Below are 13,356 nucleotides of genomic sequence, written 5' to 3'. Positions count from 1 at the left end.
GCCGGGCGTCGGAGCAGGCCTCATGGCCCGGCGTCGTCGGGCCCGGACACGACGCGGAACGTCGCCGGGCCCAGCGTGATCACCCCGTCGCTCAGCGGCGTGCACCGCACACCGCCCCGCCCGCGCAGGGCGCGCTGGGCGCCGGGGCCGATGGTCACGTCCATCCAGGCACAGGGCCGGGCCGGCCGGTTCACGGCGAACACCACCGGCCCTGTGCCGCAGTCGAGGGCGATCGCCGATCCGACGAAGGAGTCGGTGTCGACGCCTCTGAGCAGGATGTTGCGGCGGGTGTGCCGGAGGTCGGCGTCCGCCGGGAGGTTCTCCGCGGCCATGAGGTCACCGCCGCGTTCCGGTGGGCGGGCCGGGGGAGGGGCCGTCCGCCGGCCGTCCGGCCAGCCGGTGCGCGGACGACACCAGCAGTTGCGGCACCTCCACCTCGGTCATGGCGTCACCCGTACGCCTCGGTCATCACCGCCCAGCGGGCCTGTGGGAGGCGTGCGGTCACTCGTCCTGCCGCCGGGGCCCGCCGTCCTCCAGTGGGGCCCGGCCGTCCGCCGACTCGCCCGCGGTGAGGTGCTCCAGGACCTCGACCAGTTCCTGGCACGCGCGCTCCACCGAACGCCGGGTGTTGATCTGCTCGGTGATCACGGCCGACAGGATCAGGGCCGTCAGGGCCATCGCCCCGTTGAACGCCTGGAGCTTGATCATCACCTCGACCCTGGTCAGCCGCTCGAACGGCCCGGACCGGTCGGTCGCAGCCACCGTGGCCGTGATCGACGCGAAGAGGGCGCACAGCATGCTGCCGGCCAGCTGGAAGCGCAGAGCCGCCCAGATCAGCAGGGGATAGACGAGGAAGAGCAGGCTGACCGAGCTGTGCGCGGCCAGCGGGACGACACAGCAGATGATGAGCGCCAGGCCCGAGGCCTCCTTCCAGCGCGACAGGCGCAGCGGCGGGCGGACGCGGGACATCAGGAGCAGCACCGGGGCGACGATCAGCACGCCCATCGCGTCACCCACCCACCAGGCCAGCCACACGGCCCAGAAGCTCGCCCAGTCGAGCTTGCCCGTGACGAGCAGGAGTCCGGCGCCCACGGTCGAGCTGATCAGCATGGCGGTGAACGCCCCCAGGAACACCAGGGCGAGACCGTCCCGCAGCCGTGCCAGATCGGTACGGAAACCGGCCCGGCGCAGCAGCAGGTACCCCACGACGGGTGCGACCGTGTTGCCCGCCAGGACGCCGAACGCCGAGGCGTTCAGGGACGTGAGGGACAGGATGACGAAGAAGGCGCCCAGGGCGATCCCCGGCCAGCAGCGCAGCCCGAAGATCAGCAAGAAGGCGACCGAGACGCCGGTGGGAGGCCAGATGGGGGTGACGACCGAGCCCTCGACGACCAGTTCCCGCAGCAGGCCCAGCTGCCCCGAGACGTAGTAGCAGGCGGCGACGGCCAGCGTCTGCAGAGCGACGACGACCGGCGTACGCAGATCCTGGCTACCCACCACAGCAGCCATGAGACACCGAGGCCGCCGCGACGGCGAGGTGGGAGCGGGGCCCTGCGGCCCTATGGCTGAGCGTCCGGCCCGTCGAGGCCGACCACCAGCACGGCGGCGTCGTCGTCGTGCCCCACGCGCTCGGCACCCTTGATCAGGGCGGCCGCGAGCGCGTCCACGTCCGTGCCCGCCACCGCCGCGATGCCCGCGAGCCGCATCACCTGGTCGAGGCCCTCCTCGAGCGGCAGGGAGGGCCCCTCCACGACACCGTCCGTGAGCAGCACGAACACGCCACCCGTGGTCAGCTCGTACCGGGTCACCGGATACGGCGCCCCCGCCTGGATCCCCAGGGGCGGCCCGCCCTCGTCCGCGGTGACGCCGGACTTCCCGTCGGCCGTGGCCCAGACGCAGGGCAGGTGCCCGGCCCGCGCGCTCTCCAGCACCCCGGCATCCGGGTCGAGCCGCATGAAGGTGCAGGTGGCGAACAGGTCGGAGCCCAGGGACAGCAGCAGATCGTTCGTCCGGGCCAGGACCTCGCCCGGCTCGCTCGTGACGGAGGCCAGGGCCCGCAGCCCGGCCCGCACCTGCCCCATGAAGGCGGCCGCCTCGATGTTGTGCCCTTGGACGTCACCGATGGACAGACCGATACGGCCGTCGCCCAGCGTGAAGGCGTCGTACCAGTCGCCGCCCACGTTGAGCCCCTGGCACGCGGGCGCGTACCGCACGGCGAGATGCAGCCGGCCGGCGACGGGCAGGTCGCGCGGGAGCATGCCGCGCTGCAGCGCGATGGCCAGCTCGACCCGCGACCGCTGCATCTCGGCCTGTGCGCGCGCCTGGGCCGTCAGGGCCCCGAGCCTGGTCAGCAGCTCGTCGCCGTCGTCCGTCGTGCCGGTGCGGGACATTGATCACTCCGGCGAGGATGGCCACGGTCGGTGACGACCCTCGAAGGCAAATCACCTGATTTGTGTCCATAGGATGATACGCGGCCGGAGGTCTGGCGACGACTCGCGCTCCCCGCGCACCGTCACCGCACCGACCGCTCCGCCTCGCCGTCCGAACGCCGCCCGACCGCCGCCAGGACGAAGGTGACGCTGATCAACAACGCCCAGGCACCGAACTTCTGTACCCCCACCGGCTCCCAGCCGTGCTCCTGATACGGGTAGCGCCAGGCACCGACGAAGGTGGCGAGATTCTCCGCCACCCACAGGAAGAACCCGATCAGGACGAACGACAGCGCGAGCGGCATCCGCCGGCGCACGCCCCGCACCGTGAAGCACACCGAGGTCCCCGCGGTGACGGCCAGCAGCAACCCCGCCAGCACCCAGCGCGCGTCCGGCAGCCAGTGATGACTGAAGAAGTTGACGTAGACGGCCGCGGCCACCACCGCCGTCGCCCGTGGGCGGTAGCGCACGAGCGCGAGATCGAACAGATGCCAGGCCCGGCACACATAGCTGCCGACCGCCGCGTACAGAAAGCCGCCGTACAGCGGAACACCGGCGAACTTCAGCACGCCCGGCTCCGGGTAGCTCCATGACCCCAGCGACACCTTCACCAGTTCGAAGGCCAGCCCGATGACGTGGCATGCCGCGATGACGGCGACGTCCCGCCCGTTCTCCCAGCCGCGCAGCCAGAACACGAGCGTGAGCAGCACGCCGTAGACCACGAGCAGGTCGTAGCGCGCCACGGGAAGGTCGGGCAGCAGGGCGGACACGGCCACGCCGGACAACAGTGCGATGGCGAACGCGCACGCCCGGGTCTGCGTCCAGACGAAGTCGAGCACCTGCCGAACCGGCGCGGCCCAGGGGCCGGAGAAGCTTGTAGGGATCATGGTGCCCTGTAGGACGGGCCCGTGCCCCTACCGGTTGCAGCGCCCTTCCGCGGTCGGTACCCGCCCTCCCCGGGCTGCGCCGGCCCGGGCTTCGGCCACGGCCTTCCGCAGCAGCCGGGCAAGACGCTGATCCGCGTCGGGTGCGGCGCACAGCACCCGCAGAGCGTGTTCGAGGCGCCGCCGCCCCGGGCCACGCCACCACAACAGATCGGCGACACGCCCCGGCAGTCCGGCCGTACGGCCGTGAGCAAGCCGCTCGCCCCGCCGACGGCACGCGCGGCCGTGCCGTGCCAGGCGCCGGGACGCCGGACGCCACACACGTGCCGCGTCCACGACCGTGCCGACGAGCAGCGGCGCATACGCCCGGTCCAGGGGACGGGCGTCGGCGAGCTCGGCGGCCAGCGGCCACAGGGCATGCCGGGTGGCGTCACCGACGCTGTCGTTGACCACGCGGGCCAGAGCCGCGAGCGCCGGATGCGTACCGGCCGGGCTGTCGGTGAACCGGCCACCGGCCAGCAACGCGGCGCTCTCCATCAGACAGGCACCGTCGTCGGGGTGCAGATGCGCGAAACGCCCGGGCGCCGGGAGGCCGTCGGGAGGCAGGGCAGAGGACTGGCGGGAAGGCGGATGCGGCGGCAAGGCGATCATGTGAGGCCTCCGGGCCGGGATCACAGACCGGTGACGGCTTGCAGAACGAGGTAGATCGCGGCGGCGGGAACCCCGGCGCCGAAGAACGTGAGCACCCAGGCGGTGACGATCGTGCGGGCCACTTGCCAGCGTACGGCCGAGGCACGCCGGGTGGCACCGGCACCCAGAATGGCCGCGGTGATCGTCTGTGTGGTGGAGATCGGCGCCTTCACCAGGAACGCGGTGGTGTAGAGGACGGCCGCGGCGGCGGTCTCGGCGGCGAACCCGCGCGGCGGGTCGAGGTGCACGATGCGCCGGCCGAGGGTGGTGATGATGCGACGCCCACCACTGTAGGTGCCGGCGGCCATGGCGGCCGCCACGGCGGCGATCACCCACACCGGAACGGAGAAGTCGTCCTGCCAGCCGGCCGTGACCAGGGCGAGCACGATGACGCCCATGGTCTTCTGCGCGTCCTGCAAGCCGTGCCCCAGTCCCATCGCGGCGGCGGAGACGGTCTGCGCCATACGGAACCGGCGCATGGTCCGCCGGGGCGGCGCATGACGGAACAGCCACAGGATGGACACGTGGAGCGCGTAGCCGAGAGCCACACCGACCAGCGGCGAGAGCAGCATCGGCAGGACGACTTTGTCCACGATCCCGGACCAGTGCACGGTGGCCGAGGCGGCGAGCGCGGCCCCGACCAGCCCGCCGATCAGCGCGTGCGAGGAAGACGTCGGCAGTCCCCGCCACCAGGTGAACACGTTCCACCCGATGGCCCCGATGAGCGCGCACATGACCAGCAGCAGACCCGAGTCGTCCTCGGGCGCGGCGATGATGCCGCTGCCGACGGTCTGGGCGACCTCGGTCCCGAGGAAGGCGCCGCAGAAGTTCATCACCGCGGCCATCGTCAGCGCCGCGCGCGGCGTCAGGGCCCTGGTGGAGATGGAGGTGGCGATCGCGTTCGCGGCGTCATGGAAGCCGTTGGTGAAGTCGAACGTCAGCCCCACGATGATGATCAGCACCACCAGAGTGAGCTCCATGACCGATCACCTTTCCGCGGGCAGAGCGCCGGACCGCCACAGGCGCCGTCGGCGCACGGATCCATCGTGCCGCGAAACCCCCGGACGGACCCGCCCGGAGCGGCGGTAGTGGGACGAGAGAGTGGGTGATCCGTTTTACGGTGTCCTGGTGCGATCTGTTCCGAAATGGGCCCTGCTGTCGTCGGCGTGCGCCCCTGCCGCGCTGATCATCGGCTGGATGGTGGCGGCGTCACTGGAAGGCCCCGACTACGACCCGGCCGCTCAGACGATCAGCGTCCTGGCGGCCCCGGGAGGCTCGGGCTACTGGGTGATGACCGGCGCGTTCATCGCGCTGGGCGTCTGCCACCTGCTCACCGCCTGGGGACTGCGCCCGGCCGCGATCCCCGGCCGGGTGGCACTGGCGGCCGGGGGAGTGTCCGCCCTGGTGGTGGCCGGGGTTCCGGTACCGACCAGCGGCGGTTCCCTGAGCCACGGCTCGGTCACCGCAGCCGGCTTCACCGTCCTGGCGGCATGGCCGGTCCTGGCCGCCCGAACCGGCGGCAGCGTCCCATGGGCCCTGCGGCCCTTACCCTCCCTGGGAGGGACCGCGGTGATGGCAGTGGGCGCGGCATGGTTCCTGCTCGAGACGCATCTCCACGGCGTCGCCGGTGTGGCCGAACGCGCGGTCACGACTCTCCAGTCGGTCTGGCCTTTCGTCGTGGCTCACTCCTGCGTACGCCACTCGGCACGCGAGGCGCTCAGAAGGTGACGCTACGGAGTGATGCAGTCCGTCACCGCGGCCTGCCCTCGCCGCCGCCGACGATCATGCGGAAGCCGCGCACGGAGGCTGCCAGCAGCGCTTTCCGGCCGGCGAGACAGTCGAGAGGGCCGCCCGGCTCGGCGACCAGACGGGCTCGCCCCAGACGGACGCGGCCCGACAGCCTCATCGGCACGTCGCACACACCGTGCACGGGATGCGGCTGCACCAGCCGACCGCGCACCGGCAGGCGTCCCGGCAAGGGCAGCAGATCCCGGTGGAGGCCCATCACGGACGGGCCCCCGGCGTCCCTGACCGGCTCGTCCTGCTCCACGGACACACGTGCGCGTGAAGTCAGCGTGCCGCCGAAGACGAAGTTCCCACGCTGCTTGGGGACGCCCCACAACGCCCGGCCACCGGCGAGTGAGCGTTCGTCGTCCACCCACGCCTCCACCGCGCATGCGGCCGACCCCCGACCGTCACGCACCGCCAAGGCCACCAGCAGCTCCCGGTAGGCCAGCGTGCCGCCGGGCCGGTAGTCCACCCAGAACGTCAGCAAGGCGCACCGCCGCCCCAGCCTGACCGGTCGCACCCCGGCGGGAAGCGGCCAACCGGGCAGCTCCTTCCGCGGCACGAGTCACAGTCCGACGAACATGTCGCCCCGCAGGTGCCAGGGTTCCGGGGGAAAGGGCTCAGTCACGGCTTGCCTTCCGTCCTGTGCTGCCGACCACGAGAACACGGTAGCCCTGGGGCCTTCGGCGGAAATGCGGAACGACGACGGCACCGGCCGTCGGTAGGGTGACCGCCGTGACGGTGGGCAGCGAGGAAACCCGGCTGGTCGTCCTGCGCGGCAACAGCGCCTCGGGCAAGTCGTCCGTCGCGGCCGGTCTGCGCGAGAAGTTCGGCCGCGGCCTGGCCCTGGTCGCCCAGGACAACCTCCGCCGCGTCGTGCTGCGCGAACACGACGTACCCGGTGCGGCGAACATCGGCCTGATCGACACCGTGGCCCGCTACGCCCTGGACGCCGGGTTCCATGTCGTCGTCGAGGGCATCCTCTACGCCGACCGCTACGGCGACATGCTCGGCCGGCTGCGCGCCGACCACCGCGGCGGGACCCACCACTACTACCTGGACGTACCGTTCGACGAGACCCTGGCCAGGCATGCCACCAAGCCGATCGCCGACGAAGTGAACGAGACGCACCTGCGCGACTGGTACCGGCCGCTCGATCTGCTGCCCGACGGAGTCGAGACGGTCATCGGCGCCGACAGCGCCCTCGCGGCGACCATCGACCGCATCATGAACGACACCGGCCTGTGCCGTCAGGCGCGGCAGCGCGGCATCCCCGGTGGGGGATCGGCGAGGAAAACCGCCCGGCAATCCGCCCAGTAGTGCGCCCCGGGGTAGCCGCGACATCGCCCACAAGAACGCCACACGTACGCGCTTGGTACGCGAAACCTACGCTCCACGCTAGGGTGGCGGATCAGGAGGTGTTCTGTGTCCGAGCTGTTCGACGCGGTCGACGCCCTGGTCGCGTCCCGCTCTCCGCTGCCGCCCCCGGCGGAGCGCAAGCGGCTGCGCCAGGCCCACGGCCTGACGCTGGACGAGGTGGCCGCCGCACTGCAAGTGCGGCGCGCGACGGTCAGCGGCTGGGAGGCCGGCAAGACCGAACCGCGTCCCCCGGAGCGCGACGCGTACGCCCGCCTCCTGAAGCAGCTCGCCCAGCTCTACCCCGCCAGCAACGCCGCGGCCCCTCCGAAGGACACCTCGGCTCCCGAGACCCCAGCCACCCCCACCCCCGCCCCTGCGCCCGCCGCACCGGCGCCATCCGCAGGTGTGCACCCGGCCCCGGAGGCTGCTCCCGGGAGCGCCGCACCGCGCCCCACCGGCTCTGCCGCCGTGCCGCGTCCGGCGGCCGCGACGACCAGGCAGTCGTCGACGTCGCGCCGCCCCGGCACGAAGAAGGCGGCCCCGGCGAACACCCCGGCGACCGACGCCGACCCGCGGTTCGCGAACGGCCCGCTGCTCGTCATCGACGCCGACGACGGCTCCCAGGTCACCGGGTACGGCATCGGCGGCCTGGTCCTCGACGTGCCCGCCAAGTCGCTCCCCGCGCTGGTGGAGTGGGCCCTGAAGGAAGCTCGGCTCGGGGCCGCCAGACTGCACGGCTCCGGCAAGGACGCCGACCCGCTGCTCGTGCTCACCGAGGCCGCGTGCGAGCGGTACGGGCTCCCGGTCGCGCTGTCGGACGCCGAGCGGCTCGCCGGACGCCTCCCGGACGGCCACAAGGTCCTCAGGCAACTCGACCGGGCCGACTGGCAGCTCACCAGGCGAGGTTTCGGGCCGTGGGCACGGATCTACCGCCCTGCCCAGGGCCGTCAACGCCAGTGCGTGCAGTTGTGTATCCCGTCGTGGGACGCGCTCGACGCCCGCACCTGGGGCCATGCCGCGCAGCTCGAACCGGCGGAACTCGCCCGCGTGCTGGGCACCTACGCCGCCCGCGTGATGACACCGCGCGGTTCGACGGCCGTCACCGGCCTGGAACTGATGACCGCCCTCAACCCGCCGACCCGTGCGAGCGAGGCGGACGAGACGGGGAAGCGGCACAAGGAACACCGGCCCGGCTCGCTGGGCGAGCACCCGATCGACTGCGCACCGTGCGAGGCGCCGGACGGGCATCCGCTGCTCGCCGGCCTGCCCCGCTTCCACCAGCGGGGCCCGGCCGAGATGCTGTTCGAGGAGGCGTACGACTGGGCGCGCGAGCTCACCGACGCCGAGTGCATGCGGCGGTACCTGGTCGGCATCGACGTCAACCTCGCCTTCGGCGCTGCCGCCAACGGTGCAGTCGTGGGCCTGGCGACACCGCCGGTGCACGTCACCGACCCCGTCTTCGACCCGACGCTGCCCGGGGCGTGGCTGGTCGACCTCTCCCACGTCGACCTCTCCCGCGTCCTGGTCGGCAAGCAGTGGCGCCGGCTCGACAGCGCGCTGCTGCCCAGTCCGTTCACGCCGACCGGCGAGCATCCGGAGGGCCCGGCCTGGTACGCGACTCCGACGGTGGCGTACGCGGTGGAGCTCGGCTACGACGTCGTCCCGACCGAGGCCTGGGTCAGGGAGGACAACGGCAGGTTTCTGGACGGCTGGTACAAGCGGCTGCGTGACGCGTACGTCGACACCATGGCGGACCTGGGGGTGGGCGAGAAGCTGCGCCCCTCGGACTTCCTGAAGGCGATGGACGGCTACAAGCAGGGCGATCCGGAGATGGCGATCGTCCTGGACGCGATCAAGTCCACGGTGAAGGGCGGCATCGGCAAGCTGCGCGAACGGGCGCGTGGCGGCGGCTGGAAGCCCGGGCAGCCCTGGCCCGCCCTCTCCCGCCCGACGTGGCGGCCCGACATCCGCGCCGCCGTCATCTCCCGGGCCCGGATCAACATGCACCGCAAGCTGCTCAACCTGGCCGCGGCGACCGGCCAGTATCCGGTGGCGGTCCTGTCGGACTGCGCCGTCTACGCCGCCGACGGTCCCAGCCCGCTCCACGTCCTGCCGTACGACGCCGACGACAAGACGGTGCCCGGCAGCTTCCGGCTCGGGGTGTCGCCCGGGATGGTCAAGCACGAGGGCACCCAGACCACCCTGTGGGCCGAAGCAGTGCGTGAGAAGCACGGCCAGGTCCTCAACCTCGCCCGCTACATCAAGACCGGTGAGGTCACTGCCAAGGACGACGGAGAATAGGAGAGCGGGCCGATGGACACGGTCGGGGACGGTCTCGACGCCGCGCTGCGGAAGGCGTTCACACGCCCGATCCCCAAGAGCGCGGGCGCGCAGATGCGCTACCTGGTCAGGCAGCTCAAGGGCACAAAGCCGGTGGCCGAGTTGCTCGGCATCAGCCGGCGCACCGTCGAACGGTATGTGAGGGACCAGATCAAAAGGCCCCGGGCCGACCTCGCGCAGCGTCTGGAGCGCGAGGTCACCGCGCGGTGGCAGCCCCAGATCCGGGCCAGGGCCAAACAGACGGCGGCCACCACCGACGGCATCGTCATCGACACCCGTGCCCGGTTCGGCTACACCGCCGCCCCCGGCACCACCGACGACGCCCGGCTGCGCCATCTCACCGTCGCACTGCCCCCGCAGTACGCCGCCCGCCTCTTCGAGACCAAGGAAGCCGGCGGCACGGAACAGCAACTGCGCGACATCGCGGCCGAGGCACTGGGCGAGGTGTACTTCCGCGACAGCGGCCGCCGCGCCCACGGCCTCGAAGTCGAGTTCACCGAGGTCGAACACCTCGAGTTCGACCTCTGACCGTCGACGGGCTTCCCGCTCGACGGAGGGTTTTAATCCCGTGCTCGCCATGCGTGTGCCTCCTACAGTGAGGCCCGATGACACTCCTACATGTCCATGACTATGGGGGCAACGGCCCTCAACTGGTTCTGCTGCACGGCTTCTCACGGTCACTCGCCGACTGGGACGCCGCCGCCACCCTCCTCACCGCCGGGCACCGAGTCCTCTCCGTAGACCTCCCCGGCCACGGCCGCTCTCCCGACACCTCCCCCTGGACCCTGCCCACCGTGGTGCGGCACATCGCGGACACGCTCGACGCGCATGGCGTGCCGGAGGCGGTCGTGGTGGGCCATTCCCTCGGGGGAATGGTCGCGGTCGAGTACGCCCGGGCGAACCCGAGCCGTGCCCGGGCCCGTGCCGCCGTGAATCTCGACGGTTTCTGGTGGGGACGCGAGTATCCCGGCGCCGACCGGGTGAGTGAGGCAATGCTGGCGTCGGCCGGGGCCATCGCGCCCCCCGAGTACATCGAGGAGATGGTCGTCAACGCCGCCCGGCTCGGAATTCCCGCCGACCGTGCGGAGGCCGCTGCCCGCACCGCCGCACGCCCCTTGCCCGACGGCACGTGGCAGAAGCTGCCGGAACGGACGGCGGCGCTGGAGATCCGGAACGAACTCGACCAGCTCGGCGCACTCGGTGTCACCCCATGGCTGGACGGGATCGACTGCCCACTGCTGCTGGTACAGGCCGGCCGGCGGATACCGCCGGCGCCCGGCATGGAGTGGTTCGCCGATTTCAGCACCCGGTTCGCACAAGGGGTCTCCGACGAACTGGCCGCGCTCACCCGCAACCGGCCGACGATCACCGTCAACAGCATCGACGCCACCCATCCCATGAACCTGGAGGCTCCCGAAGCGGTGGCGACGCTGGTGGCAGACTTCGTTCGGGGACTGCCTCAACCGTCGCACTACTGAGGTTTTCGGCCTAGGGTCACGATGATCTCGCCGGTGGGGGCGTCACGCAGGCTCAGCGCGAGCAGGTGCGGTTCGAGGCCGCCCGGTTATTCGCTCAAGGGGTGACGCTGCCGCAGGTCATGTGCGCCTTCCCATCGACGGCCGGTCGCCCCGATGAGGATGTGCCGCGCTTTGGGGAGGGACTGTCGCGGGGGGAGTTACGGAGATGGCGACGACGGCTGCCGCGTTGGTTCTGCGAGGAAAGAGGCGTACGGCGCTCCGCCTGGAGGATCAGGTCCCGGGCCGGGGTCCACGCTGGTCCTCCGACCAGCCGTCCGTGGCCGGCCCCTTCTCCAGCTCCGCCGCCAGCCAGGCTCGCCACTCCGGCTTCATCCGTGACGGACGCCCGGACGGCCCTTTGCTCCGCAGGGCCTCAACACCGCTGTCCCGCCAGCGGGCGTGCCAGGCACAAGCGGGCTCGCGTGAGACCCGTAACCGCCGCGCGACCTGCGCCGGTGTCACCCCTTGCGCGCATAACTCGGCAGCCTCGAACCGCACTTGTTCCCGCCGGGCCCGCTGCCTCGCGGTCAGGCCGCCCCCATCGGGATACCGCGTCCTTCAGGGATACACCCACCCGCGAGATCACCGTCACCCCAGGCCGAAAACCTCAGTAGCAGCCGTTGAACATCTCTACTCGACCCCTCGGCCCACTTCCTGACCGATGTCGATCACGAGTTGCCGGTGTGCGTGAGCCATGTCGGTCAGGTCGTCGCGCAGCTCGGACAGCCAGTCCGGTTCCTGCCGGGCGGGTTCGCCCAGTGCGTGGGTGATACGCACGAGAGAAGCCGCGGCATGCAGGCCGGTGAACAGCGGCAGGCGCCCCGAGTCCTCGTCGTCGAACGGGCGCACGCTGCGGTAGCCGTCGAGGAAGGCGTCGTACTGCGCCCGGTGCTTGGGTTCGGGACGGCCGGTGTGGTCGGTCAGGTCGCGCACGGCATAGGCGATGTCGGCGGCGTACCAGGAGAGGGCGGCCTCGTCGAAGTCGTAGGCGATCGGGCCGCCCTCCTCCCAGGCCATGTTGTCCAACTCGAAGTCGCCGTGTACCACACCCCAGCGGTCCTGGCACCGCGGCAATCCGCGCATCACGTCGGTGAGTCGCGCCGTCGCCTCGACCAACGCGGCGTCGCCCGGGAACAGTTCAGCGATGTCCGCAAGCTCCCCGAAGGATTCGGGCAGCCCGGCATCAAGCCCGGCGGCATCCCGGTGCAAACGGGCCAGTGCCTGTCCCCATTGCCAGGCTTGCGATGCGGTGAGTCCGTGGGCGTCGACTTCCCCGCCCGGCGCCGGTTCGACCACCATGGCGTGCATGGCACCGAGGCCTGTCGCCACGGTCGTCGTCAGTGCCCCGGACTCGGCGGCGACCGGCCGCACCACCGCGGAGCCGCCGTCGCTGAGCCGTGCCATCAACTCGGCCACCGTGGCCAGGGGCTTCGGCCCGCGATACGAGCCGGGCACGAACCGCAGATACCGCCGTCGGCCGCTCTCCAGGAGCACGAACACATGCGAGGCACTGGAGCGCCACCACTTGGCAGTGCCGGCCGGATAACCCCACCGGGCGGCGACCTGGTCGGCGACCGGGCTGTCCCACGCTTCGGACACGGTCTGCTTCAGTCGATCGATCTCAGTCAAGGGCATCATCGGAGTCAGCTTTGATCACGCGGCCGACAGCCACAAGCCGATTTCCGAACCGGTGCCAGGAGCCGCATTGAGGCAGCCGCAGACCGAGGTGTAACGCGGCGGTGCTCGCATGGCGCAGAAGTAAGCAGAAACTGGCCAGTCCGCGGCTGAATACCGCTTCCGTGGGCGGCCTTTGGCGACATCGCACGCGCGAGATTGGAATTTTTCGTGAACGGCACCGACCCGGTTTCCGGATACCAGACCTACGACCAGCCCTCGGGCCCTGGCCGCCCCGAGCGCGACCAGGCCACCGCACGGCGGATAGCTCTCGCCACCTGCACGATCGCCGACATCGCGGCCGGACTTCTGGGTCTGTGGATCTTGCTCTATCTGCTCGACGCGAACCAGTCGAATCCATTCGTCGAGTTCGTCCACGGAATGGCGGACTGGCTGTCCGGATGGGCACAGGACATTTTCACCATGGACACAGAGGGCCTACGCGTTGTCCTCAATTACGGCCTCCCGGCCGTCATCTATTTGCTGGTCGGCCACGGAATCGCCGCCCGGCTCAACCGGGCCTGATCCATGGCACGGGCTCGTGCTGAGCGCCCCTCGCAGTGCCTCGTCGAGGAGACGTCGTAGCCGAGTGCAGCATGGCGTCGGTGGGGCCGGCCGCCGTGCCTGCCCTTGCGGGCCGGAGTGTGGCCCCCTCCAGCGTCGACTCGCGGATGT

Annotated in this window: 14 protein-coding genes and 1 pseudogene; 6 read left to right on the top strand and 9 right to left on the bottom strand. The window is 71.3% G+C overall.

Annotated elements, in window-relative coordinates:
- Positions 1–20: 20 nt before the first annotated feature.
- The 6 genes from HDA41_RS01295 to HDA41_RS01270 form a co-directional block, all read right to left on the bottom strand.
- Positions 21–332, bottom strand: coding sequence for a molybdenum cofactor biosysynthesis protein (locus HDA41_RS01295; protein ID WP_230299764.1), 312 nt, complete (start codon positions 330–332; stop codon positions 21–23).
- 169 nt (positions 333–501) lie between these two features.
- The gene (locus tag HDA41_RS01290; RefSeq protein ID WP_184979830.1) at positions 502–1,509 is read right to left on the bottom strand and encodes an MASE1 domain-containing protein; all 1,008 of its coding nucleotides are present in this window, start codon (positions 1,507–1,509) and stop codon (positions 502–504) included.
- Between the two features lie 50 nt (positions 1,510–1,559).
- A complete protein-coding gene (locus tag HDA41_RS01285) occupies positions 1,560–2,390 on the bottom strand; it encodes a PP2C family protein-serine/threonine phosphatase (protein WP_184979828.1) in 831 nt (276 codons plus the stop codon).
- Between the two features lie 122 nt (positions 2,391–2,512).
- Positions 2,513–3,316, bottom strand: a complete 804-nt coding sequence (locus HDA41_RS01280; RefSeq protein ID WP_184979826.1) for a DUF817 domain-containing protein — start codon at positions 3,314–3,316, stop codon at positions 2,513–2,515.
- Between the two features lie 27 nt (positions 3,317–3,343).
- Positions 3,344–3,964 carry a hypothetical protein gene (locus tag HDA41_RS01275; RefSeq protein ID WP_184979824.1) on the bottom strand — a complete coding sequence of 207 codons (621 nt, stop codon included), beginning with the start codon at positions 3,962–3,964 and terminating at the stop codon, positions 3,344–3,346.
- A gap of 20 nt (positions 3,965–3,984) precedes the next feature.
- Positions 3,985–4,983, bottom strand: coding sequence for an inorganic phosphate transporter (locus tag HDA41_RS01270; protein WP_184979822.1), 999 nt, complete (start codon positions 4,981–4,983; stop codon positions 3,985–3,987).
- A 148-nt stretch (positions 4,984–5,131) separates the two neighbouring features.
- Between HDA41_RS01270 and HDA41_RS01265 the strand changes: the two genes are divergently transcribed.
- The gene (locus HDA41_RS01265) at positions 5,132–5,731 is read left to right on the top strand and encodes a DUF998 domain-containing protein (RefSeq protein ID WP_184979820.1); all 600 of its coding nucleotides are present in this window, start codon (positions 5,132–5,134) and stop codon (positions 5,729–5,731) included.
- A gap of 22 nt (positions 5,732–5,753) precedes the next feature.
- Here HDA41_RS01265 and HDA41_RS01260 read toward each other — a convergent pair whose 3' ends face one another.
- A complete protein-coding gene (locus HDA41_RS01260; protein ID WP_184979818.1) occupies positions 5,754–6,278 on the bottom strand; it encodes an acetoacetate decarboxylase family protein in 525 nt (174 codons plus the stop codon).
- A 239-nt stretch (positions 6,279–6,517) separates the two neighbouring features.
- Between HDA41_RS01260 and HDA41_RS01255 the strand changes: the two genes are divergently transcribed.
- From HDA41_RS01255 to HDA41_RS01240, 4 genes are all read left to right on the top strand, one after another.
- Positions 6,518–7,111, top strand: a complete 594-nt coding sequence (locus HDA41_RS01255) for a P-loop NTPase family protein (RefSeq protein ID WP_230299765.1) — start codon at positions 6,518–6,520, stop codon at positions 7,109–7,111.
- A gap of 105 nt (positions 7,112–7,216) precedes the next feature.
- The gene (gene tap, locus HDA41_RS01250) at positions 7,217–9,451 is read left to right on the top strand and encodes a telomere-associated protein Tap (RefSeq protein WP_184979816.1); all 2,235 of its coding nucleotides are present in this window, start codon (positions 7,217–7,219) and stop codon (positions 9,449–9,451) included.
- Positions 9,452–9,463: 12 nt separating this feature from the next.
- On the top strand, positions 9,464–10,018 hold the full coding sequence (tpg, locus tag HDA41_RS01245; protein ID WP_184979814.1) for a telomere-protecting terminal protein Tpg: 555 nt from the start codon (positions 9,464–9,466) through the stop codon (positions 10,016–10,018).
- Positions 10,019–10,095: 77 nt separating this feature from the next.
- Positions 10,096–10,968 carry an alpha/beta fold hydrolase gene (locus HDA41_RS01240; protein ID WP_184979812.1) on the top strand — a complete coding sequence of 291 codons (873 nt, stop codon included), beginning with the start codon at positions 10,096–10,098 and terminating at the stop codon, positions 10,966–10,968.
- Positions 10,969–11,259: 291 nt separating this feature from the next.
- Here the strand turns inward: HDA41_RS01240 and HDA41_RS01235 are convergent.
- Positions 11,260–11,538, bottom strand: a pseudogene (locus tag HDA41_RS01235) (helix-turn-helix domain-containing protein); the annotation flags it as partial.
- 99 nt (positions 11,539–11,637) lie between these two features.
- Positions 11,638–12,642 (bottom strand): phosphotransferase enzyme family protein, encoded by a 1,005-nt coding sequence (locus tag HDA41_RS01230; protein ID WP_376706848.1) that lies wholly within the window; start codon positions 12,640–12,642, stop codon positions 11,638–11,640.
- A gap of 210 nt (positions 12,643–12,852) precedes the next feature.
- On the opposite strand from HDA41_RS01230, the gene HDA41_RS01225 reads away from it, so the two are divergent.
- Positions 12,853–13,206 carry a hypothetical protein gene (locus HDA41_RS01225; RefSeq protein ID WP_184979808.1) on the top strand — a complete coding sequence of 118 codons (354 nt, stop codon included), beginning with the start codon at positions 12,853–12,855 and terminating at the stop codon, positions 13,204–13,206.
- The last annotated feature ends 150 nt before the right edge of the window (positions 13,207–13,356 follow it).

The organism is Streptomyces caelestis, from assembly GCF_014205255.1.
Classification (GTDB): domain Bacteria; phylum Actinomycetota; class Actinomycetes; order Streptomycetales; family Streptomycetaceae; genus Streptomyces; species Streptomyces caelestis.
This window is presented reverse-complemented; position numbering and strand designations above follow the sequence as displayed.

What these genes read in the sequence shown, in the direction of transcription:
- HDA41_RS01295 (WP_230299764.1), bottom strand. Translation starts at nt 332, where the DNA reads ATGGCCGCGGAGAACCTCCCGGCGGACGCCGACCTCCGGCACACCCGC.
- HDA41_RS01290 (WP_184979830.1), bottom strand. Translation starts at nt 1,509, where the DNA reads ATGGCTGCTGTGGTGGGTAGCCAGGATCTGCGTACGCCGGTCGTCGTC.
- HDA41_RS01285 (WP_184979828.1), bottom strand. Translation starts at nt 2,390, where the DNA reads ATGTCCCGCACCGGCACGACGGACGACGGCGACGAGCTGCTGACCAGG.
- HDA41_RS01280 (WP_184979826.1), bottom strand. Translation starts at nt 3,316, where the DNA reads ATGATCCCTACAAGCTTCTCCGGCCCCTGGGCCGCGCCGGTTCGGCAG.
- HDA41_RS01275 (WP_184979824.1), bottom strand. Translation starts at nt 3,964, where the DNA reads ATGATCGCCTTGCCGCCGCATCCGCCTTCCCGCCAGTCCTCTGCCCTG.
- HDA41_RS01270 (WP_184979822.1), bottom strand. Translation starts at nt 4,983, where the DNA reads ATGGAGCTCACTCTGGTGGTGCTGATCATCATCGTGGGGCTGACGTTC.
- tpg (WP_184979814.1), top strand. Translation starts at nt 9,464, where the DNA reads ATGGACACGGTCGGGGACGGTCTCGACGCCGCGCTGCGGAAGGCGTTC.
- HDA41_RS01240 (WP_184979812.1), top strand. Translation starts at nt 10,096, where the DNA reads ATGACACTCCTACATGTCCATGACTATGGGGGCAACGGCCCTCAACTG.
- HDA41_RS01230 (WP_376706848.1), bottom strand. Translation starts at nt 12,642, where the DNA reads ATGCCCTTGACTGAGATCGATCGACTGAAGCAGACCGTGTCCGAAGCG.